Source organism: Paenibacillus pedocola, from assembly GCF_031599675.1.
GTDB classification, from domain to species: Bacteria; Bacillota; Bacilli; order Paenibacillales; family Paenibacillaceae; genus Paenibacillus_AQ; species Paenibacillus_AQ pedocola.
On record NZ_CP134223.1, the window covers coordinates 3,005,355 to 3,027,048 of the forward strand.

The 21,694-nt window shown below is 49.9% G+C and carries 14 protein-coding genes and 1 riboswitch; of the genes, 7 read left to right on the forward strand and 7 right to left on the reverse strand.

Annotated elements, in window-relative coordinates:
* The first annotated feature begins 73 nt into the window (after positions 1 to 73).
* Complete coding sequence (gene bglX / locus QU597_RS12955) at positions 74 to 2,242, forward strand: beta-glucosidase BglX (RefSeq protein ID WP_310832991.1); 2,169 nt, start codon at positions 74 to 76, stop codon at positions 2,240 to 2,242.
* A gap of 61 nt (positions 2,243 to 2,303) precedes the next feature.
* Positions 2,304 to 5,687, forward strand: coding sequence for a GH36-type glycosyl hydrolase domain-containing protein (locus QU597_RS12960; RefSeq protein WP_310832992.1), 3,384 nt, complete (start codon positions 2,304 to 2,306; stop codon positions 5,685 to 5,687).
* A gap of 121 nt (positions 5,688 to 5,808) precedes the next feature.
* On the opposite strand, the gene QU597_RS12965 is transcribed toward QU597_RS12960, so the two are convergent.
* The 5 genes from QU597_RS12965 to QU597_RS12985 form a co-directional block, all read right to left on the reverse strand.
* A complete protein-coding gene (locus tag QU597_RS12965; protein WP_310832993.1) occupies positions 5,809 to 6,654 on the reverse strand; it encodes an ornithine carbamoyltransferase in 846 nt (281 codons plus the stop codon).
* Between the two features lie 93 nt (positions 6,655 to 6,747).
* Positions 6,748 to 8,052: a DUF5050 domain-containing protein gene (locus tag QU597_RS12970; protein ID WP_310832994.1), complete on the reverse strand. Its 1,305-nt coding sequence runs from the start codon at positions 8,050 to 8,052 to the stop codon at positions 6,748 to 6,750.
* A gap of 285 nt (positions 8,053 to 8,337) precedes the next feature.
* Positions 8,338 to 9,477: a toxic anion resistance protein gene (locus QU597_RS12975; RefSeq protein WP_310832995.1), complete on the reverse strand. Its 1,140-nt coding sequence runs from the start codon at positions 9,475 to 9,477 to the stop codon at positions 8,338 to 8,340.
* A 23-nt stretch (positions 9,478 to 9,500) separates the two neighbouring features.
* Positions 9,501 to 11,189, reverse strand: a complete 1,689-nt coding sequence (locus QU597_RS12980) for a VWA domain-containing protein (RefSeq protein ID WP_310832996.1) — start codon at positions 11,187 to 11,189, stop codon at positions 9,501 to 9,503.
* Positions 11,190 to 11,205: 16 nt separating this feature from the next.
* The gene (locus tag QU597_RS12985; RefSeq protein WP_310832997.1) at positions 11,206 to 11,949 is read right to left on the reverse strand and encodes a hypothetical protein; all 744 of its coding nucleotides are present in this window, start codon (positions 11,947 to 11,949) and stop codon (positions 11,206 to 11,208) included.
* A 349-nt stretch (positions 11,950 to 12,298) separates the two neighbouring features.
* Here QU597_RS12985 and QU597_RS12990 point away from each other — a divergent pair, with 349 nt between their 5' ends.
* On the forward strand, positions 12,299 to 13,282 hold the full coding sequence (locus tag QU597_RS12990) for a diaminopimelate dehydrogenase (RefSeq protein WP_310832998.1): 984 nt from the start codon (positions 12,299 to 12,301) through the stop codon (positions 13,280 to 13,282).
* A 113-nt stretch (positions 13,283 to 13,395) separates the two neighbouring features.
* Here the strand turns inward: QU597_RS12990 and gdhA are convergent, their stop codons facing one another.
* Complete coding sequence (gene gdhA, locus QU597_RS12995) at positions 13,396 to 14,769, reverse strand: NADP-specific glutamate dehydrogenase (protein WP_310832999.1); 1,374 nt, start codon at positions 14,767 to 14,769, stop codon at positions 13,396 to 13,398.
* 240 nt (positions 14,770 to 15,009) lie between these two features.
* Positions 15,010 to 16,203 carry an L-threonylcarbamoyladenylate synthase gene (locus QU597_RS13000; RefSeq protein ID WP_370656266.1) on the reverse strand — a complete coding sequence of 398 codons (1,194 nt, stop codon included), beginning with the start codon at positions 16,201 to 16,203 and terminating at the stop codon, positions 15,010 to 15,012.
* Positions 16,204 to 16,479: 276 nt separating this feature from the next.
* Here QU597_RS13000 and QU597_RS13005 point away from each other — a divergent pair, with 276 nt between their 5' ends.
* The 4 genes from QU597_RS13005 to QU597_RS13020 all read left to right on the forward strand — a co-directional run bounded on the left by QU597_RS13005 (position 16,480) and on the right by QU597_RS13020 (position 21,592).
* Positions 16,480 to 17,961, forward strand: coding sequence for an RCC1 domain-containing protein (locus QU597_RS13005; protein WP_310833001.1), 1,482 nt, complete (start codon positions 16,480 to 16,482; stop codon positions 17,959 to 17,961).
* Positions 17,962 to 18,037: 76 nt separating this feature from the next.
* Positions 18,038 to 18,149: riboswitch (purine riboswitch) on the forward strand.
* 82 nt (positions 18,150 to 18,231) lie between these two features.
* Positions 18,232 to 19,179: an EamA family transporter gene (locus QU597_RS13010; RefSeq protein WP_310833306.1), complete on the forward strand. Its 948-nt coding sequence runs from the start codon at positions 18,232 to 18,234 to the stop codon at positions 19,177 to 19,179.
* A gap of 357 nt (positions 19,180 to 19,536) precedes the next feature.
* Positions 19,537 to 20,451 carry a class I SAM-dependent methyltransferase gene (locus tag QU597_RS13015; protein ID WP_310833002.1) on the forward strand — a complete coding sequence of 305 codons (915 nt, stop codon included), beginning with the start codon at positions 19,537 to 19,539 and terminating at the stop codon, positions 20,449 to 20,451.
* A gap of 178 nt (positions 20,452 to 20,629) precedes the next feature.
* Positions 20,630 to 21,592 carry an ABC transporter substrate-binding protein gene (locus QU597_RS13020; protein ID WP_310833003.1) on the forward strand — a complete coding sequence of 321 codons (963 nt, stop codon included), beginning with the start codon at positions 20,630 to 20,632 and terminating at the stop codon, positions 21,590 to 21,592.
* Positions 21,593 to 21,694: the final 102 nt, after the last annotated feature.

Sequence of the window (21,694 nt, forward strand, 5' to 3'; positions counted from 1 at the left end):
AAACCTTATAAATAAAGGGATACGGAGAAAGAAACGATTCGATATTATTCGAATCGGTGGAGGAGTTACAACTATGACTGAGCATCTGTATAACAAATATGTAAAGAACATGACACTGGAAGAGAAAATAGCCCAGCTGCTGCAGCTGGCAGCTCCCTTTTATGACGAACCGGGTGATCATTCGGAGATTACCGGCCCCATGGAAGAGCTCGGCATCCAAAGCGAAACGGTACGCAATGCGGGTTCCGTGCTCGGGGTAGCCGGTGCAGCCAAAATGATGGCCGTACAGAAAGCTCATCTGGCGAATAACCGGCTGGGAATTCCGCTGCTGTTCATGGCAGACATTGTCCACGGTTTCAAGACGATTTTTCCCATCCCGCTGGCCATCGGCAGTTCATGGAATCCGGAACTGGCTAAGCAAAGTGCGGAGATCGCAGCTCGTGAGGCGGCTGTATCCGGCCTGCATGTGACGTTTGCTCCGATGGTCGATCTCATCCGTGATCCGCGCTGGGGACGGGTGATGGAATCTACCGGCGAAGATCCTTATTTGAATGGCGTCTTTGCCAAGGCGTTCGTACAAGGCTTCCAGGGAGATGACCTGGCAGGAGACACCAGCCGTGTGGCGGCCTGCGTCAAGCACTTTGCGGCCTATGGTGCTGCAGAAGGCGGGCGGGACTATAATACGGTCGATTTGTCTGAGCGCCAGCTGCGTGAGTATTATTTACCCGCCTATAAGAAGGCCCTTGATGCCGGAGCCGAAATGGTTATGACCTCGTTCAATATTGTAGATGGTGTTCCGGCTACAGGAAACCGCAAATTACTCCGTGACTTACTGCGCAGGGAATGGGGCTTTGAAGGGGTTATCATTTCTGATTGGGCCTCTATTAAGGAAATGGTTGCCCACGGTGCAGCTGAAGATGATAAAGAAGCAGCGTTTAAGGCGATACGGGCAGGTGTCGACATCGATATGATGACCACCAGCTATCTGCATCATCTGCCTGAGCTGGTTGATGAAGGACTTGTCCATGAAGCTTGGATTGACGAAGCTGTACTGCGCATTCTGCGGCTTAAAGAGAAGCTTGGACTGTTTGATAATCCGATGCGCGGTGCAGATCCGGTACGGGAGAAGGAAATTGTCTATTCTGCTGAGCACCGTCAGGCTGCGCGGAAGCTTGCCGAGAAATCAAGCGTGCTGCTCAAGAACGAAGGCGTGCTCCCGCTTCGTGCAGAGCAGCGGGTGGCGCTGATCGGGCCGTTTGCGGACAGCGGAGATATTCTGGGCTGGTGGTCCTGGACCGGCTCCAAAGAGACAGCAGTGAAGTTAAGTGATGCCATGCGGGCTGTAACAGGCAATCCTGATCATATAGTCGTTGCCGGAGGCTCAGGGATTGATTCCATTACGGAGGCTCAGAAGGAGGAGGCTCTAACGGCAGCAGCAGGAGCAGATGTGATTGTACTGGCCGTCGGTGAATCGTCCCATATGAGCGGCGAAGGCGGGAGCCGCACCAATATCCAGCTGCCGGATGCGCAGCTGGAATTAATCCGGCTTATGAAGGGGCTCGGCAAGCCAGTTGCCATTGTACTGTTTAACGGACGGCCGCTTGACCTTCATGGGGTGTATGATCAGGCCGAGGCTGTGCTGGAAGCCTGGTTCCCGGGCAGTGAAGGCGGAGCCGCACTGGCGGATCTGTTATACGGCAAGGTCAATCCTTCCGGGCGCCTGACCATGTCTTTCCCTTATTCTGTTGGCCAGGTTCCGGTGTATTATAATTCATTCAGCACCGGACGTCCGAAACCGGCTGTGGAAGATGAGAACCGGTATGTCTCCAAGTATCTCGACAGTCCGAATGACCCGCTTCTGCCTTTCGGTTATGGACTTAGTTATACGACCTTTGCTTATGAAGGGCTTATGCTCTCATCCGATACCATGAAAGAGGATCAGCCCATTGAAGTGAAGGTGATAGTCACCAATACGGGCAATACAGCCGGAACCGAAACTGTACAGCTGTATGTGCGTGACATTTCCGGGGAGGTTGTCCGTCCGGTCAAAGAGCTGAAAGACTTCCGGCAGATTGAATTGGCTCCGGGAGAAAGCGCTGAGGTCGTATTCTGCATGGAAGAAAAGCAGCTTCGCTATCATCATAGCGACTTGAGCCTATCCAGTGACCGCGGACTGTTCCATGTTTATGTAGGCAGCAACAGCCGTGATGTGCTGACAGCCGGATTCCGGCTGCTTAAATAACAGAAATGTGACTACTCATAATAGCGGTGCGAAGCCGTAATAGATAAGGAAGTGAATAGAAATGACAATCACAACGAAATCCAAGGTTTCACTTCAAAAAGGCGGGCTGAAATTTACGTTCCTGAACAGCGGTGATCTCTACCAGGCAACCGGCGGTACCACGATGATTAATCAGTTGTTGTCTAACAGTGTGGACGGAGCCCCGGGAAATATTTATGCGCGCCTGCATCTTCCAGGCGGCATTCAAGCGTTTCCGCTGCTTGGTGTGAAATCGGGCAGCCGTTTCCGCCGGGATGGTGAGCGGCTTATTTGGCAGGGGGAGATTCCTGTTAGCTCTGAGATCCAGGGCCTTCAGGAGAAACTCCGCTATCAGGTTGTATTTACATTAGCTGAAGGTGATGTGTGGTTCTGGGATGTGAAGATTGAAGGAAGCGGCGTAGAGCTGGATGTTCTCTATACCCAGGATGTAGGGATTGCCTCACCGGGGGCTGTTACCAGCAATGAAGCTTATTTGTCCCAATATATCGACCATGCAGTATTCAAGGATTCAGATAACGGCTATGTAGTCTGTTCCCGTCAGAATCAGCCACAGGGTAGTGAATTCCCTTATCTGCAGCAGGGCCTGCTGGGCGGAGCAGCCGGTTACTCCACTGACGGCTTCCAGTTTTTCGGGCTGTCCTACAAAGAAACCGACAGACCGGAAGCCTTGTATCAGCAGAATCTGGCCAATGAAATCTATCAATATGAATTCGCCTATACTGCACTGCAATCAGCTAAGCTACCGTTGAACGGTGAAGCCGCTTTTACATTCTACGGATTGTTCCGGGCGGACCATCCTGAGGCAATAACTTCACTGGAGTATGCCGATGCTGTGCAGGCTGCCTGGAGCAAGTCTCAGAATCAAGGGAATGCAACAGAGGAGGGGGGCTGGCTTGAACGCATATTTACTGCCCCGCAGATTGGAGCACCTCTGCAAACGGAGTCGATCTCTGAAGCAGAACTGGATTCATTGTTCCCTGAGCGGTTTCAGGAGGAACGGGTCGGCGGGGAATTGTTGGCCTTTTTTACCGAAACCTATGAGCATATAGTCCTTAAGCGTAAAGAGCTGCTGGTGGAGCGCCCGCACGGACATATTTTGATGAGCGGGAACAATGCACAGTTGAATGCCGAGGTTATGACGACTACCTCATATATGTACGGAATATTCAATTCCCAGGTTGTTGTAGGCAATACCAATTTTCATAAAATGATATCGAATGCCCGCAGTGCGCTGAACGTCTATAAGACATCGGGGCAGCGTATCTATGTGGAGATTGACGGGCAGTATCATCTGCTGACGATGCCTTCAATGTATGAGATCGGCTTTAATTATGTTCGCTGGTACTACAAGACAGCTGAAGATACCTTGGTGATCACCAACTATACAGCCGTCCATTCCCCGGAGATCAGACTGCATGTCCGTTCCGCGGAGGGGAAGGCGTACCGTTTCCTGGTCAGCAACCAGATTACTATGAATGTTGCTGAATATGAAATACCATATCACCTGTCAGAGGATGCGGACGGCGGACTAATCTTCCGTGCAGACAAGGCAGGAACGAGTGCTGCTGTGTATCCGGAGCTGGCATACAAGCTTATGCTAGAGGGAGCGGGCTATCAGCTGGGCGATGAAACCCTGCTGGCATCTGGGGCAGTTCCAGGCAGTGCTTCGCTGGTTGTTCTTGAACTTAATGCAAGCAGCGAGTGGACATTAACCTTCCAAGGGCTGCTTGATGGACAAACACGTTCTCAAGGGATAGCGTCGTTTGAAACCGAGAAAGCGGAATATCGTGAGTTTTTTGCCGGGGTCATGAATGGCTTCAAGCTTACTAAGGAAAGCGGAGCTGATGGTGAGCTGTTCAAGGTAAACGCTCTGGCCTGGTGGTACACCCATAATATGCTTGTTCACTATTCTGTACCTCACGGCCTGGAACAGTATGGCGGCGCCGCCTGGGGAACGCGGGATGTATGCCAGGGTCCAGTGGAGTATTTCCTAGCGACCCACAAATATGAGCAGGTCCGGGAGATTCTCCTGACAGTCTTCGCCCATCAATATGAAGATGACGGGAACTGGCCGCAATGGTTCATGTTCGACAAATACACGTCTATCCAGCAGGAAGAAAGTCACGGCGATATTATTGTCTGGCCGCTTAAGGTGCTGGGCGATTACCTGCGGGCAACCCGTGACTATGCTGTGCTCGATGAGCAGATTCCTTATACGCGCAAACACAGCTTTGACTTCACGGAGCGGACATATTCGCTTAGAGAACATGCTGTGAAGGAGTTGGATTACATTAAGTCACATTTCCTGCATGATACGTTCCTCTCCTCCTATGGGGATGGGGACTGGGATGATACCCTGCAGCCGGCGAATGCCCAGCTGAAGCAGTATATGGTCAGCAGCTGGACGGTAGCGCTGACTTATCAGACCGTTCTTGGGCTGGCTACAGTCATGAAGGAAACAGATGCAGACTGGTCGGATGAGCTGCGCGGAATGGCGGAGGGGATCAAAGGCGACTTCAACCGCTATATGCTCAGGACGAAGGTTATTCCGGGTTTCCTCTACTTCGAGGATCCGGAGCAAGCCAAGCTGTTGCTTCATCCAGAGGATAAAGAGACAGGCATCCAGTACCGCCTGCTGCCGATGACCCGCAGTATGATCGGGGAACTGCTTACCCCTGAACAGATGGAGGAGCATTATAAGCTGATCCAGGAGCAGTTCCTCTGCCCGGATGGCGTCCGTCTGATGAATCACCCGGCCCAGTACGCCGGCGGGGTCAGCACTCACTTTAAACGCGCAGAGCAGGCAGCCAATTTCGGACGTGAAATCGGTCTGCAATATGTACATGCACACATCCGCTTCGTCGAGGCGATGGCCAAGATCGGTAAACGGGATCAGGTATGGAAGGGGCTGGCTACCATTAATCCGATCGGGATCCAGGATGCCGTTCCTAATGCCGAGCTGCGCCAGAGCAACGCCTATTTCAGCAGTTCAGACGGTAAGTTTGCCAACCGCTATGAAGCACAGGAACGTTTTGGAGAGCTGCGTGACGGAACGGTTCCGGTAAAAGGCGGCTGGAGAATCTATTCCAGCGGTCCGGGAATCTACATGAACCAGCTGATCTCGAATGTCCTGGGTATCCGCGAGGACGGCGGCGATCTGGTCATAGACCCTGTATTGCCTCCTGAGCTTGACGGCACATGCTTTGACTTCGAATACGGCGGTGCCCCGGTATCCTTCATTTATCATTTGACGGAGGGAAGTCTCCGCTCTATCTCAGTAAATGGACAGGAAATACAGGCTGAGCGGCTCCCTAATCCTTACCGCCTCGGCGGACTTCGGGTTAGCCGTGAAGATATACAGCGCCTCGGCAGCACGGAAAAAACGACAATAGATATTTATCTGTAACAACAGCAGCGGCATGGTCTTAGCTTGTATCCGGATTACGGACCAAGCAGCCCATGCCGCTTTTTTTAACTCGTCTTCATTTTTGCTTGAATACGCCATTTTCAGTTTGGTATAGCCGGCATTAATTAGACAAGCAATATAAAAGTACCGCCTGATGCATGCATAATAAATTCTTTTTGAACTGGAATCCGGCAAAATAGGGGGAGTCTATAACCTCTGCGCTGACCTCTTCGTTCCGGTAAAAAGGAGGACAGGGGTTAAGCAAAGCGCCGGGACGGGTACGCTTCATCCGATCCAGAGTGATTTGGTATAGATTCAAGTACTCGGCATTCTTAAATTCACCGGGCAAAGAGTCGGTCAGAATGATATCACTTTCCGGCAGAACATCCTCCAGATTGGTTAGGTATGTATAGTTATTTGTATCCGGCCCCAGTGCATTTCCAGCCGAACAAACATGTTTAAAGGTAAGGTTCATAACTTTGGCCATTTCGTGCCAGGTTCTTGAAATATTGCTTGCAGGTCCTACGAAGGTATAAGTCAGTTCCCGGTAATTTTCTCTGATCTGGCTGATTGTATATAGATCACTTAAAATTTCGCAGGGGTGGTTACGGGCAGTCATTGCATTAATGATTGGTATAGAGGAGCGGGCAGACATTTCGGCCAGTTTAGTGAAGCTGGAATGTCTGGCTACAACACCATTGGCCCAATTTTCGAGATAATGGATCACATCGCTTGATTGCTCCCGCTTATCCAATGTTTCCGGAGGGAAGATCATATATTTGCCCCCCAAATCCTGAATGCCCTTTTCAAAAGTAATACGTGTCCTCAGGCTGGATTCAGGAAAGAACAGGATGAAGGTTTTGTCCTTCAAAAGCTGTGCCGGCTTTTCCGAGCTTAAATGGCTGGCCAATTGAAATAGCTCAATAATTTGCTGTGAACTCAGGCTTTCAAGATCCAATAGATGCATTTATCTCTCTCCTAAGGAACTCAAAACCATGAATGGTTTTTGAGTTCTCTTCATTTTTAAAGGGACAGTCATCTTCCCCTAGCGCTGGTACAATCAGATTGCAGTTATCGTTATTATTTGTGAGACGGGATCCGCGGAAAGTCTAAGCTTTGTTTTACCATCGTTGCTAAGCCGGTACAGGCTGTCATTGTCCAGTTCATTAATATAAAAGAGTCCTGGAATGTTCAGTGCGTAAGCCATATACTCCCACACTACTCCTGCAGCTTTAGTAAGCGACAAATCAGCATTTAGTACATAGGCATCGGTTTTGTTGAAAAATATCGTAGATCCGGCAGCCGCACCATACATTAGTGTCCGAACAGCAGTAGCATTACTTATTGGAAGCATTTTGGTGCTGGTTACTTTACCATTGGCTACTGTACTAACATAGGCTTTGCCTTTGGCATCAACATAAGCCAGCTTATTGCTGCTAATTTCACTGATTTCTACCACGCTGGATTGGCTTAACTGAAAAATCTTACCGTTTTTGTCGATCAGATATCCCTTGCCTGTGGAATAATTATACTCTCCGTTGGCATCTAACTTAATTCCTTTATTATACAGATAATAATTACTTGTTAATTTGCCGGAGAACACCTCATTTGTATCTAAAGGGGCTTTGGCATTGGCGGCCTTTGGTGCTCCGCCGTTGAATGGCAGACTATACAGCACCATGCAGTTGAGTGAATATTCGGTTTCCGACGGATCGGTATTTACCATCAGAGACAGAGTGGTATTGTTCTCTTGGATGTGTCTTGCTCCATAAACGGCTCCGCTGGCAATCCACAGGATATTACCGCTGCCGTCTTTTGCTTTTGAAGCTACCCAGGTTGTGGAGTTGCTTTTAAGGGCATTGTAATAGACCCGGCCTTTCACAATACTAAAGCTTGGGAAATTGGCATCGCCGTTGTCAATAATCCGCTTGATCTGGCTCTCGTCAGCTGCATCCGCAGGAGAGCGGTATATGCTGCCGGTGGTATCCATGAAATATATATAGTTATCATTAATTGTATAATTCAAAATTTCTTTATCTCCGCCAAAGCTTGTAATCAAGGCAGAGGGCTCGGTTAGAGAGAGGCGCTGTAGGCTTGTAGAATTCTCATCCATCATGAAATAAAGATACTTATTAGTTGATAGGCTGTAGGCACTCTCAAAGTTCTCTGTAATAAGCTGGGCTGATCCGCCGTTACTAGGGACCCGGTACAGATCGTTATCGGATATGTAATAGACATAAGCATTGCTGGATGCTGCCGAAGCGGGAAGTGTGTTCAGGCCACCTCCGGCTATACCGATAATTGTCAGTACACTTACAAGCAGCATGAGGGAAAATTTTTTGGCGTAGCGTTGATAATCGTTCATTGGAATGCTCCTTCTTAGGATGGAATATGTATTAAACTCTTCTATTGAAACTATCGGTTTGCTGCAGATTCTATAAATCAATCAAAAGTACTATTATTGTTTGCATTTTGATGAAAGATGACGGGATCATTTGTTCAGTACGAACTACTGATAGCTGTATCCGGACTGAATGATGTACCGAACGCTCCGAATGGAGGGAGCGGTAACCACAACCATTTTGTATAAAAAAAAGAGCACCGGCGGATGATCCCGCCAGGCTCTCCTTTAGGCATGTGGTTAACAGCTTTACAGTCCGAGAGTAGACCCTTTCTCCAGGCGCAGAATCTGCTTCTCGCCATTATCAGCCAATTCACGGAACTGGCTGATGGTTTCACGCATTTTGGGCAGTGCCTCCTGCTTGTAAGTGCTGATGGAGTCCAGTGCAGACAACACATCGGAGAACGCCTGCTTCAGCGTTTCGGCAGAAATACTGGTTTCAAGCGACTGCTTATGAATTGCAGCTCCTTGCTCTTTAAGCATTCTTGAGGTGCCGCTGATCAGATTGTCGGTTGTCTGATTCAGCAGCTCGATTTTTTTCAGCACAATCCTCTGGTTATATAAGGCACTGGCAACCGTAACTGAAATTTTAAGGGCAGAGACGGTCACGTTTCTGGCTCTGTCGACGCCCCGGATCAGCTCTTTGTTATTGCGGATGACGACCTCGATGGCCATTATTCCCTGCTGGTTCACGACCAGCATCTGCTGCAGATCCATCACCCGCTGGCGAAGAGGGAAAAGAACCTCCTCTGTAATAAAGCGGATTTTGTCCTCGGACTCACCGCGCACCTTGGCAGCCTCAATCTGTGTCTCAATCTCCTGATCCATCAGGAGCCCGAGCTGGATTTCCTTTTGCAGTTTTTTGGTCAATTCACGAAGAGTCTGCTGTTCAATTTCGAGTGTTGTATTATCGTTTTTAAGAATGGTCTTGCCTTTATCCAAAGATAGAATGATGTCAGAGATAACAGCGTCAGCTTTCTGGTATTTAGCGAAATAAGTGCGCAGCGGGTTAAAGAATTTGCCTAACAGCCCGCTTTTGGCAAAGTCGACGGCACTCGGGTCCAAATCTTTCAGCTGCAGATGCAGCTCTGTTAAACTTTTAGCGACCTGGCCGCCTTCATCGCCGGTTTTGGAGAGATTGCCCACGGAAACCTGAAGGAGGGAGTTCTTCTCCGATGAAGAGCGCATGGTGCCCATTCCGAAGCTGTCAATGGATTGCAGTACCGCCTTGCGTTGCTCCAGGGATTCCAGATTAAGTTCCAGGATGCTCGAAACATTGCTAATCGCAAGCTCTTTCAGCTCAGTAATCTCTTCAGGCTCGGGCTTTACCTCTTCGGCAATCGCAGACCTCAGCTTCTCAGCGCTTGGAACTTCCATCGTAAATGACATGACAGGCCTCCTTGTTAAATGTCTTACATTTGCACATTGAGCAGATTGCCGATTTTGTAGACGACGTCATCTGTATCTGCATTGATGTTCGCGGCTTCGTTGATGCTTGAAATGCTCTCCAGCGCTTTGATGTTAGCGTTATAGCCAATCGTGTAGACGGGGATTTTGTAGGTTTCGATCAAGCCCCTAATCTCATTGAGGGAATGGCCCTCGTTGGTTTCTCCGTCACTGAGCAGGAAAATCACAGGCTTTACCCCGGGGGTCAGGGCGATCTCATCCTGCAGCATTTTCATTGCCACCACCAAGCCGTCAAAAGTAGCTGTACCTCCCGCAGCCTGCAGGCTATTAACCGCACCGACAAACATCGATTGCTGGTTGGTATCATATGTGGCGATGGGGAGGTTGATGGTTACATCACTGGAGTACGAGACAAAGCCGATGCTGTTGTCTTTTCCCAGATTCTTCTGGCCTTTAAGCAGCGATTCCTTGAGACGGTTCAGCGGTTCACCGGCCATGCTGCCGGAGACGTCAGCCACGAATACCGCTGCGACCTTAGTGCTGCCGTTTTTCTTTTCCTTCCACAGCTTCTGCGCAGAGGAGAGGAGATTACCGTCCACCGGGGTCAGTTCGGAGACATAATCATTCAGGCCGTTGAACCCTTTGGCCTCTGCCGACTTCTGATACTTATCCTGTGCGGCAAATTCAGCGAACTTATGGATAATCTCCATCTTTGACTGCGGCAGATCCCCAAGAGCATAGAGCGGACTGTCATGCCGTACTCCAAACGGAGTGAAGACATAGCCGCTTTTCAGATCGGATGCATTGACAAAGGTCTGATATTCAAGGACAAAAGCATCGAGCATCCCGGTCTTGGCCGCATCCCGCATCTGCAGGGTAGTGGAGGCGATAAACGGTACATTAGCCTGGAATTTCTCGAACCCCTGAACCGCTTGCTCACTCAGCAGATCCGAGCTGTCAAAGGTACTTAAGGCAGTTACCAGAAAATTAAGGCCGGTCGAGCTGGCAAAAGGATCGGTGTATCCCATGGCCAGCTCGTTATCAGCAATCGCATCGGTAATTGTTTTGACGTTTATAGCGCCGTATTTCTCAACCAGCTCGTCATATTTTTTCTTGCCTGTTACAACACCTGCTACATTGCCGGCCAGCCGTTTGGACACGAGCTCGGTCTGGATTCCGTTTGCTTTTACCATCTCGCCCCATAGCTCATTAGAAGGTGTAAAAGCATCCGGGACGTACTTGCCGGATCTTATGTAATCGGCGGCCGTACCGGAAGCAATATTGCGGATTTTCACGGATACAGGTTTCCCGTCCACCAAGAGGTTGGAATCATTGAACGCTGATGCCACTTCATTCAGCCAACCGTCATTCCCCGTACCGGATTTCTCGGTGGAAGAGAAGATCTCAACATAGCTGTCAGTTGTATTCTCTACGGAGACCGGGAATTTGGAGATGTCAGGCAAAGAGTCTCCGACAGCTGCAGGGTCCAGATCTATTTGTCCTTTTACCGCCTGGGCCTGGGTTACTTTAATATCTTTATAGATCTTGTTCAGTCTTTTATCGGCATCTTCTGCCGTTATTTCTGTTTTGGATTTGCCCAAGTTCGAGGTTAGGGAAATTCCGAAATAGACTAGTGCAAAGACACCGGCTGCGATCAGCGTAAGGATCAAGAGTGTTCTGCCTTTCCTGGCCATATACATCCTCCTCCGGCTATTGATATAGTTTCGTCTGATTGATCAAGGCGCTTAGCTCCTGCATACAGGGCATTTCTTCGATCCTTTCGTAATTGGTGCTGTCCAGCTCCGAAATCTCCAGCAGCAGCTGATCCAGCTTGAGCAGAATCTCTTCATTTGCGCCCAGATAGCCTTTTAAGGCGGTAAAGAAGTCGTTATAAAGAGCTGTTTTCTTTTGGATCAGTTTCTCGGAGAATGGAGGAGGTTTGTGGGTATTGGCAAAAAGGGAGAACTCGGTGGTGTCGAACAAACTCAGCTTGTTAAGCATTCCCCTGACATTGAGATAAAGCAGCTTCTCTACTTCGGCAATTACAGAACTGAACTTCCTGTAGCTTAATTCCAGCGGATCAAACCGCCCGCCCAGCACACGGGTTAAGGTTGTTTTTTTCTTCTCCATCCGTTCCATCTGATCCAAGGCGAGAAGGATATCATTTTTCAGCACCTTCACATTTTTGTATTGGTGAAGCAGGGCAGCGTAATCTTCAGGTGAGGTTAACGGGCGGGCAGATTTAGGGGCCGGGGCTTTGAAGAGTAAAGTATAACTACCGTAGAGCACAACAAGCAGACTGATGAATAATAACGTTACACCTGAAGCTGTTTCCAGTGTGCTTACTCCACCGATTTCCACGTCCAGCAGACCAGGTGATAAAACAGCAATATTAAGAATGACAACACCGGCAATAACGCCAAGCAGCTTAACGGGTCCGGATCTGTTCAGCATTTACACCTCCCCTTAAGAGTATATTTCGTTAGCTTCTCTTGATTCATTTATCAGACAATAAGGGATCTGGATCCAAGATAAACATAAAATTTCCTGAAAAACAGGGTGAATGCGCAGATATATTTCTATTTATGTTGAGACAAGAATGAAGTTTCGCAGATATCCCTGGATAGACTGAAAAAGGCGCAAAAAAAGGATCATAGCAGATTGCATGAAGCAAGTCTGGCTTGATCTTTATTGAAAAACTTCAGGAAGAGGCGGAAAAATGTTTACATTTCATGTAATGTATATATACTTGTAATTTAAAGGAATATAAATCATCCGGAAGCTTCCGGCCAGGAGGAACATCATGAACAGACGGATTAGAGTAGGGATTGCAGGCTACGGCAACTTAGGAAAAGGAGTACAGCTGGCAATTAAACAAAACCCCGATATGGAGCTGGTTGCTATATTTACGCGCAGAGACCCGGAAGGACTGGCGAAGGAAACGGGGGTAACAGTGGAGCGCCTCGATAATGCCGGGCAGTACATAAACCGGATTGATGTGATGATTCTATGCGGAGGATCGGCGACGGATCTGCCGGACCAGACACCTCAGCTGGTGAAATTATTCAATACGGTGGACAGCTTTGACACACATGCCAAAATTCCGGAATTTTATGAAAAAGTAAACGCGGCTGCTGTGGAGGGCGGGAAGGTAGGAATCATCTCTACCGGCTGGGATCCGGGCTTGTTCTCCATGAACCGGCTGCTGATGCAGGCTGTTTTGCCTCAGGGGAAAGAGTATACGTTCTGGGGAGCCGGAGTCAGCCAAGGCCACTCTGATGCTATCCGCCGGGTACCCGGTGTTAAGGCTGGTGTTCAATATACAGTGCCGGTGCAGGAAGTGATTGACCGTATCCGCTCCGGTGAAACTCCGGAACTGACGACGCGCGAGAAACACCGCCGCAACTGCTTCGTCGTAGCGGAGGAGGGTGCGGACCAGGAAGCCATCCGCAGCACGATCACCCGGATGCCGGATTACTTTGCCGATTACGATACGACGGTGACATTCATTACGGAAGAGGAGCTTGCCAAGGACCATTCCGGAATGCCGCACGGCGGATTCGTCATCCGCAGCGGAGTTACCGGCAACGGAAGCAAGCAGATCGCAGAGTTCGGGCTGAAGCTGGACAGCAACCCTGAATTCACGGCCAGCGTGCTGATCGCTTATGCCAGGGCGGCCTCGCGCCTCAGCGCAGAAGGGGCGGCAGGAGCCAAGACGGTGTTTGATATTCCGCTTGGCTACCTCTCGCCTAAGTCACCGGAAGAGCTTCGCCGTGAACTGCTGTAGGAATGGACTTCACAGGTATGTTGTTAGATAAAGAAGACGCGCCGCTTGTTGATCAGCGGCGCGTCTTCTTGTGCTTATATTCAAAAACGATGACGTTCTCTTCATCGGCGGTCTTAGACCACTCCCTGGGCCAGCATGGCATCAGCGATCTTCAGGAACCCTGCGATGTTCGCACCGGCGACAAGATTGCCGGGCAGGTCATAATCCTCTGCAGCCCGGACGGCACTGCGATAAATATTCTTCATAATGAGCCGCAGCCGCTCATCTACCTCTTCGAACGACCAGGACAAGCGCATGCCGTTCTGGCTCATTTCCAGTCCTGAGACCGCTACTCCGCCTGCATTGGCTGCCTTTGCCGGAGCAAACAGGATTCCCTGCTGTAAAAAGTAATTGACCGCCGGCAGCGTGGAGGGCATGTTTGCTCCTTCTCCGACAGCCAGTACTCCGCCTGCCACCAGGGCACGTGCCGCTTCTTCATCAAGCTCATTCTGTGTCGCGCAAGGCAGGGCAATTTGACAAGGGAGGTTCCAGATCCCTGTGCTGCCCTTTATATATTCCGCATGCGGATGCTCTTTAAGATATTCGCTGATCCGGCTGCGGTTCTGTTCCTTCAACCGTTTCACCGTATCCAGCTTGATGCCCTGCGGATCATGGATGAATCCGCCGGAGTCGCTGCAGGCGATGACAAGCGCACCAAGCTGCTGTGCTTTTTCCATAGCGTAGATAGAGACATTGCCTGAGCCGGATACGACCACAGTCTGCCCCTCTAAGCCGAGTCCCTGCGCCGCCAGCATCTCCTGGACGAAATATACGAGGCCGTAACCCGTAGCTTCTTTTCTCGCCAGGCTGCCGCCATACAGCAGACCTTTGCCGGTCAGCACTCCGGCCTCATGTCCGCCGCGGATCCGTTTGTACTGTCCGAACATGTAGCCGATCTCCCGCGCACCCACACCAATATCTCCTGCTGGGATGTCCGTGTCAGGACCAATATGCCGGTACAGCTCTGTCATGAAGCTTTGGGCAAAAGCCATGATCTCCCGGTCAGACTTGCCTTTGGGATCGAAATCGGCACCGCCTTTACCGCCGCCGATGGGCAGGCCGGTTAAGGCATTTTTGAAGATTTGCTCGAAGCCCAGGAATTTAACAATCCCGGAGTAGACTGAAGGGTGGAAACGGATACCGCCTTTATAGGGACCTATAGCGCTGTTGAATTGAATCCTGTAGCCGCGGTTCACATGAATTGTCCCGGAGTCATCCATCCAGGGAACACGGAAGGAGAGACTGCGCTCCGGTTCAACGAGCCGTTCCAGTATGGCATTCTCCATGTATTGAGGATGACGCGCCAGTACAGGAACCAGGCATTCCAGAATTTCCTTCACAGCCTGATGGAATTCTTGTTCCAGCGGATCACGGCGTTTGACTGCCTCGAATACCTGCTGGACATAATTTGCGGCGGAAGCCGAAGCTTCTGATGAAATAGTGGACACTTGAATGAACACTCCCTGTCTGCATAATGTGGCTATCCATAAACGAATTATTAAAATTTTACTTAAACCTGACATCAAATTGCCAATTAATTCTTTTTTGATAGCCAATCAATTAATTCTATAAAACTAACAGATAGTGTTATATTTATGCAAATGGACAACCCTGGGCTGCATGATAAAAAGGCAAACGCAGCCCCATTAGGAACTTCGTTTGCCTATATGTTGTGCAGAGCGCCGTATTTAATCCGTGCTGATGACCGAACCGCCGGCTGCCTTGAGCAGCCTGTTCATTATAGCGGCACCTAGACCGGATTCGGGGCATGCCTCGGCAAGGATATAGGTAGCCCCGACTTCATCAAAGCGCCGCAGTGCGCCATAAAGTGTACGCGCACCTTCCTCCAGGGCGTTGAGCGAGCCCAGTGAAACCATGCAGCCGGCGGCAGCGGCGGGATACAAGGCCAGGTGCTCCTCGAAAAGCAACAGGCCGGTCTTCTCACCGCGGGCCTGAGCTGCTTCCAGCAGCGCAGCGGCTTGATCTGCCACACGCTGCTGCGATGACCCGCTCACGATGGTGAGCGAGCCTTGCGGCGCGTAGTGGGTGTACTTCATGCCCGGCGCACGCGGTGCCGGGCTGTTGCCGGCGGCCTCCTCCGGTCCGCCGGCTGCTTCTCCGCCAGCCGGGCTGACGGTCCCGGATGGCGGAGTGACTACAACACCGGGCACAGCCGCCAGCTGCTCGGCTGTGATCCCGCCCGGGCGGAGGATGGCGACCGTCCCGTCAGGCTGCACCTGCACGACGGTCGATTCCAATCCGACGCCGGTTGGCCCGTCATCGAGAACCCCGCCGATATAACCGGCGAGGTCTTCGCGGACATGGGCGGCCGTTGTCGGACTCGGCCGTCCCGAACGGTTGGCGCTGGGTGCCGCTACGGGGCAGGCAGCCGCGCTCAGCAGGGCAAGCGCCGTAGGATGAGCCGGCATCCGCACGGCGACTGTATCAAGCCCCGCTGTTACGCGAGTGGATAGCACGCCGGCGCGTACAGGCAGCACCAGTGACAGCGGGCCTGGCCAAAAAGCATCCATCAAGGCTTCTGCTGCTAGACTTACGCCGGCAACCATTTCAGCCAGCTGCTCACGGTCTGCAATATGCACGATCAACGGATTGTCAGCGGGACGTCCTTTTGCAGCGAACACGGCTTCAACAGCTGCCGTGTCGCGGGCATCGGCCCCTAATCCATAGACTGTTTCTGTCGGGAATGCTACCGTACCTCCGCCGGCTAATATTGCTGCAGCTTCCGCAATGGACTGCTTATCCTCGGCAGAATACTGCCGCTTCGCACCGGTTTCGCCGGCAGAACTGAGCAGCCAATATTGAGTATCACTGTATTGTCCTGTCTTCCTCTGAACAGCAAAGGAAAAGTTGTCAGACTTCATCGTTACATCACTAACTTTCTTCAAGAGTTTCTGCGCACATGCGTACTGAATTCCGGATTCAGTTTATCCTGTAAATAGTAACATATCTATTTTTCAAATTGAACCCAAAAGACTAAAGAACGGGAGAGGCTGGCTCTCCGTTCAGTATAATCAGACGAAGCTTCATCCATCCGATAAAGGTTTATATGGCTGGAGATAATTGGTAGAATAATAAAGATTCATTTCAAACCGGAGGCTATTGTTACAGTTATTTTCAATATACAAGGAGGAGATCTTGTGAATCGTCGTAAAGGATTTATACAGCTCTTGATAATGATGCTCGTGGCCGCGGCAATTGTTCCGTCAGGGGGTAGAGAGGTAAGAGCGGCGGCGGCTGCACATCCGGTAAGTGTATCTGGCGGTTATGCGCACGGGCTTGCTGCCTGGAGTGACGGTACGGTAACCGGCTGGGGCTATAACAAATATGGCCAGGTTGGCGACGGAACCAGTATTGATCAATTCATTCCGAAGAAGATTGCCGGTTTGACGGATATTGTGCAAGTGGCAGCCGGGAACAATGGCTCTTTTGCATTGAACGCAGCCGGAGAAGTATGGGGCTGGGGTCAAACCTATGGTTCATATATCAGCAATGATTCAGCTTTGCCTTATCAGAAAAGAGGCGGGCCGGCTAAGCTGGAAGGACTACAGCAAGTCTCCTTCATCACAACAGACGGTATAGCAGGGGTAGCAATCAGGAAAGACGGTACGGCGACACTATGGTACCCGTCCTATGATGAGAACGATAATATGCGTATGAAGGTCCGCTACCTGCCGCTGCCAGGGATTACCGGAATCCGTTCTGCAGTGATCGCCGGCAATGATGCGCTGTTCCTTACGGGCGGAGGCAGTGTGAAGCAATTGAGCATCTATAACACTACTATGGGCAGAATCCGCTGGGCAAGTGATCCGGTTACCGTAAACACGCTTGCCGCATCAGGGATAAAGCAAATGGCCTCTTCCGGGGATAATGCCTTCCTGCTGCGCACGGATGGACAAGTCCTGCGCTGGAACAAGACGCTGAAAGCACCGTCCGAAATAGCAGGCCTTAGCAGCGTCTATAAACTTCAGACTGGCTACAATAAGCTGTATATACTGAAAACTAACGGAACACTCTGGCAATGGAATTATAATTCAGGACCCCTGAACAAACCGTTTCAAGTCAAAGGCGCAGAGAGTATCACCGATTTATGGGGCAGCACGGGCAGCTTCGGATTTGTACAGGATAAGAAAGGCACGTTATTGGGCTGGGGGGAAGGATTCGATGGCGGATTAGCCACAGGCAGCAGGACGGTTACGAATGATGATTCAATCGCTGTTGTCCAGGTACAGACACCATTGACCTTTCTTGTAAACGGTAAGAACGTAGATTTCTATAGTACCGCAGGCATTATCGACGGGAAACTGTATGTTCCTTACAGCAGTGTGTTTAAGGCGCTAGGCGTGAAGATGAATATGACTCAGTCCAATCCCGATCCGAAGTTCAATAATTACCGCTTTAGAGTTTGGTCATTCGCATATGGCGGCACGGTTATTCATATCAAAGCCAGCGATCCGGAACAGCTGTTTATTAACGGTAAGAAGACTGAGCGTGCAATCATGCTAAAAGTCTTATCCGATACCACCCAGTTTCCGCTGCAGGATATCTGCGAGCTGCTTGGGATAAGCCTGAAGTGGAACACAGTCTCCGGAGAGGTTTGGCTTGGGGATAGCGGTGAATAGGAGATAAACCACAAATTTAAACAATTAAAGGTTGACACCATCTCACTTGCCGTGTAACATATGAAAAGTCGTCATGCTGATAATTATATAAAGTTCTCGTATAACCTCGCAGCCATTTAGGTATTTATAGGGCGAGGGTTTCTACAGGAAGCCTATTCTTCCTAACTACGATGATAAAGACCATGTTTATGGTGTTTATCCCGGAGTTAGGATTTTTTGCGTGTTACGGCCGATACAGAAGTTTCAGGAGGCATAATAGATATGAAGGATATGAAGTATTTAATTTCGGTTCTGGTAGGAGCGATGAGCTATGGCATCTTGTCGACTATAGTTGTACTCGCATACGGACAAGGATACCAGCTGGGAGAAGTGGTCGGCACGCAGCTGATGACCGGATGTATACTGGCCTGGTTGCTGGCTCTATATACCAAAGTTAGAGAGACACGTAAGCAGCGGAAACAAGGAATTACACCGGCAGAAGCCGGACGTCTATCCCTGCGGATGACATGGAAGCACAGAATGCTGCTTATGCTGGCCGGGGCACCGACAGTCGTTACGGGCCTGCTGTATTACCAGTCTCTCCGCTATATCCCGGCATCGCTGGCGATTATCCTGCTGTTCCAGTTCACTTGGATTAGTGTGCTAATTCAGGCTGTCAGCAAACGCCAGCGTCCGGATAAAATAACCGTATTAACGTTGTTTCTGCTGTTCGGCGGAACACTGCTTGCGGCAGGTGTGCTTGGAGAGAGTACAGCTCATTTCAATTTCTTAGGCATTACACTCGGTCTGCTGTCAGCGGTAAGCTATTCGATGTTTATCATCTTTAGCGGTAAAGCCGTTCCCTCTGTACATCCGGCTTACCGGAGTGCCTGGATGGTTACAGGCGGTCTGGTGCTGCTCTGCATCTTGTTCCCGCCGTATTTCCTGTTTAACGGCTTGCTGTGGGGACAGCTGCTGTTGTTCGGATTCCTGCTCGGGTTGTTCGGAGCGTTTATTCCGCCGGTGCTGTTTGCGATTGGCGTGCCCCATATCGGAGGCGGAATGGCCGGAATTCTCGGTGCAGCCGAGCTACCGGTGGCAGTACTGCTGTCCTCGTTCGTGCTGCATGAGCAGGTAAGCGGGCTGCAATGGACCGGGGTAGTTCTGGTATTGCTTGGGGTTGTAATGCCTGAGCTGTATAAACTGCGCTGGAGAAACACAGAGACGGTAACCTCTTGAGGTTGGCCGAAAATTACAAATAGTGATAAGCCATAAGCTTAAGAAGCCCGCATCCCATGCGGGCTTCTTGTTTTTTTATCATCTGTCTTAGGGAGGCAGGAGGGATTATTGTTTGCTGCTGCAAACGGCAATGTATTTCAGGTTTTTACCGCAAATACTATAAAAGATGCCGGATATGCTAGTCCACTATTGAGATTCCATCAACTCATCTTAAAAGGCATAAAAAAACGCCCCTAAATGTGGCGAAATTGTGAAAATTATAAAATTATCACCTTTATTATACCATAAAATAGCAGAAAAATCAAGTATTGTTTCGTATTCCGGCTGAATGGTACAACAGATGAGAGGTGATAACTAATGAAAAATAAAAGCATCACAGCGCTTGTAAGTGCATTTGCGAGAGCCTATCACGCAGAGCATAATCAGATCAAAATTTTTGATGACCGGCTCGCTAGAGAACTATTAACCAACGAAGAATACGCGAATATCTCCAGCAATATGTCGAAGGGGATAACCTTCTTCCTGCCGGAATTTACCGGCACACAGGAGGAGTGCCTGCGGGCAATCGTCGATTGGCAGCTGTCGCCGTCTCCGCTGGGGCGGGCTGCCTTTGCGGAACAGGCGCTTCAGAATGCGGTCACACTAGGGGCAAGGCAATATCTGATTTTTGCCGCCGGATATGATACCTTCGCTTACCGCCAGCCGGACTTTGCAGATAATCTGCAAATCTTTGAGATCGATCACCCCGCTACTGGTGATGACAAGCAGCGCCGGATCTCTTCGCTGCATTGGCATGTGCCGTCCAATGTGCATTACATTCCGGCTGATTTTCTTGACCCTGACTGGCAGAAGAGAGTGCTGGCCTGTCCCGCTTTTGACCCGGATCAGATCAGCTTCAGCAGCTTACTGGGCATCAGTTATTATCTGCCCAAGAATTCATTTAAACAATTATTGTCCGCTATAGTGTCGCTGCTCCCTAGCGGCAGCAGCATCGTTTTTGATTATCCTGATGAGCTTACCTTTACACCTCAGGCAGGTGAACGGGCGCAGAAGCAGTTAATGATGGCAGCGCAGGCAGGGGAGCCGATGCAGGCAAGCTACTCCTACCGGGAGCTGGAGCAGATGCTGGAAGAGCTTAATCTGCTGATCTATCGGCATCTGACGCCAGCTGAAATTACCCGACAGCTGTTCAAGGCATATAATGACAGCCAGCCGGCTCATCCCATTACGGCCTTTGATAATGTGAATTATTGCTTGGCGGTTAAGCGGTAACGATCTTAATTCTGCAATCCGAGCAAATCGTTTCCGGTGATCAGTCTACAGGTCAATATTTTCGCAGATCGTCCATGTTATTTACGGAAATAATCCATGTTCAAAAGGAGCAGATTTATCTATGATTATTGTGATAATGATTCTCATTATTAATAAGATCTGAGGTGGGGTAGCAGGCATGTTAAAAGGATTAAAAGGTTTAGTATTAGCTAGTGTAATGGTTTTGGGCATCGGATCAGCTGCAGGCGTCAACGCGGCACCGGTGAATGTAGGCAAAGCCACCACGTCGGCTACGCAGAAGATTACCTATAAAGGCAAGGTATATACGGTTCCTGCAAAGACCGATAACATTGTGATCGCCGGCGCCCTGGAGGCTCTTGAAGACGCCCTGGTGCTGAATTTCAAACCCAAGGGAGCCCTTACCGTTGGGGGTAAGTTTCCAGCGATGTTCTCCAAGATTACAACCGGCGTAACACCGGTAGGGGAGAAGATGGAACCCAACTTTGAGACCATCCTCAAGCTCAAGCCGGCCGTTATTCTTAGCAGTACCAAATTTCCGGCTGAGACCAATGAGAAGCTGGCAAAGATAGCTACAACCATTCCGGTATCTCATATCGCTACGGATTGGATGGACAACCTTAAGCTGCTGGCAGCACTTACAGGCAAGCAGAAGGAGTCGACAGCCGCCATTCTGAAATATCAGAATGAATTGAAAGTAGCAAAAGTGAAGCTCGCTCCTAAGTTTAAAAACAAGACGGTGATGGCTCTGCGTATCCGGACAGGCAACCTGTTCCTGTATCCGCAGGATATCTTCTTTAACCGGTCCCTGTACGCAGATCTGGGTGCAGCTGTACCAAAGGAAGTTCAGCAGGCGAAGGCCCAGCAGAACATTTCGCTGGAGGCGTTTGCGGCGATCAACCCGGATTATCTCTTCGTCCAGTTCTCGCCGGATGAGAACAAGGATAATCCAAAGGCCCTGGAAGAACTGCAGAAGAATCCGATCTGGAAGAGCCTGAAAGCCGTCAAGAACGGCAATGTTTATGTCAATCTGGTTGATCCGCTGGCCCAAGGCGGAACGGCATACAGTAAATTCACATTCCTGGAAGCTTTGATGAAAACGAAGCTTTATACAGGTAAATGAGTCAATATTCATACTAAGCATAATCGTACAAGAGAGCCGCAGGTCGGCTCTCTATTTTTTATGCATACCCTTCTTTTTGGAAGAAATATGGTTTTTAATCAT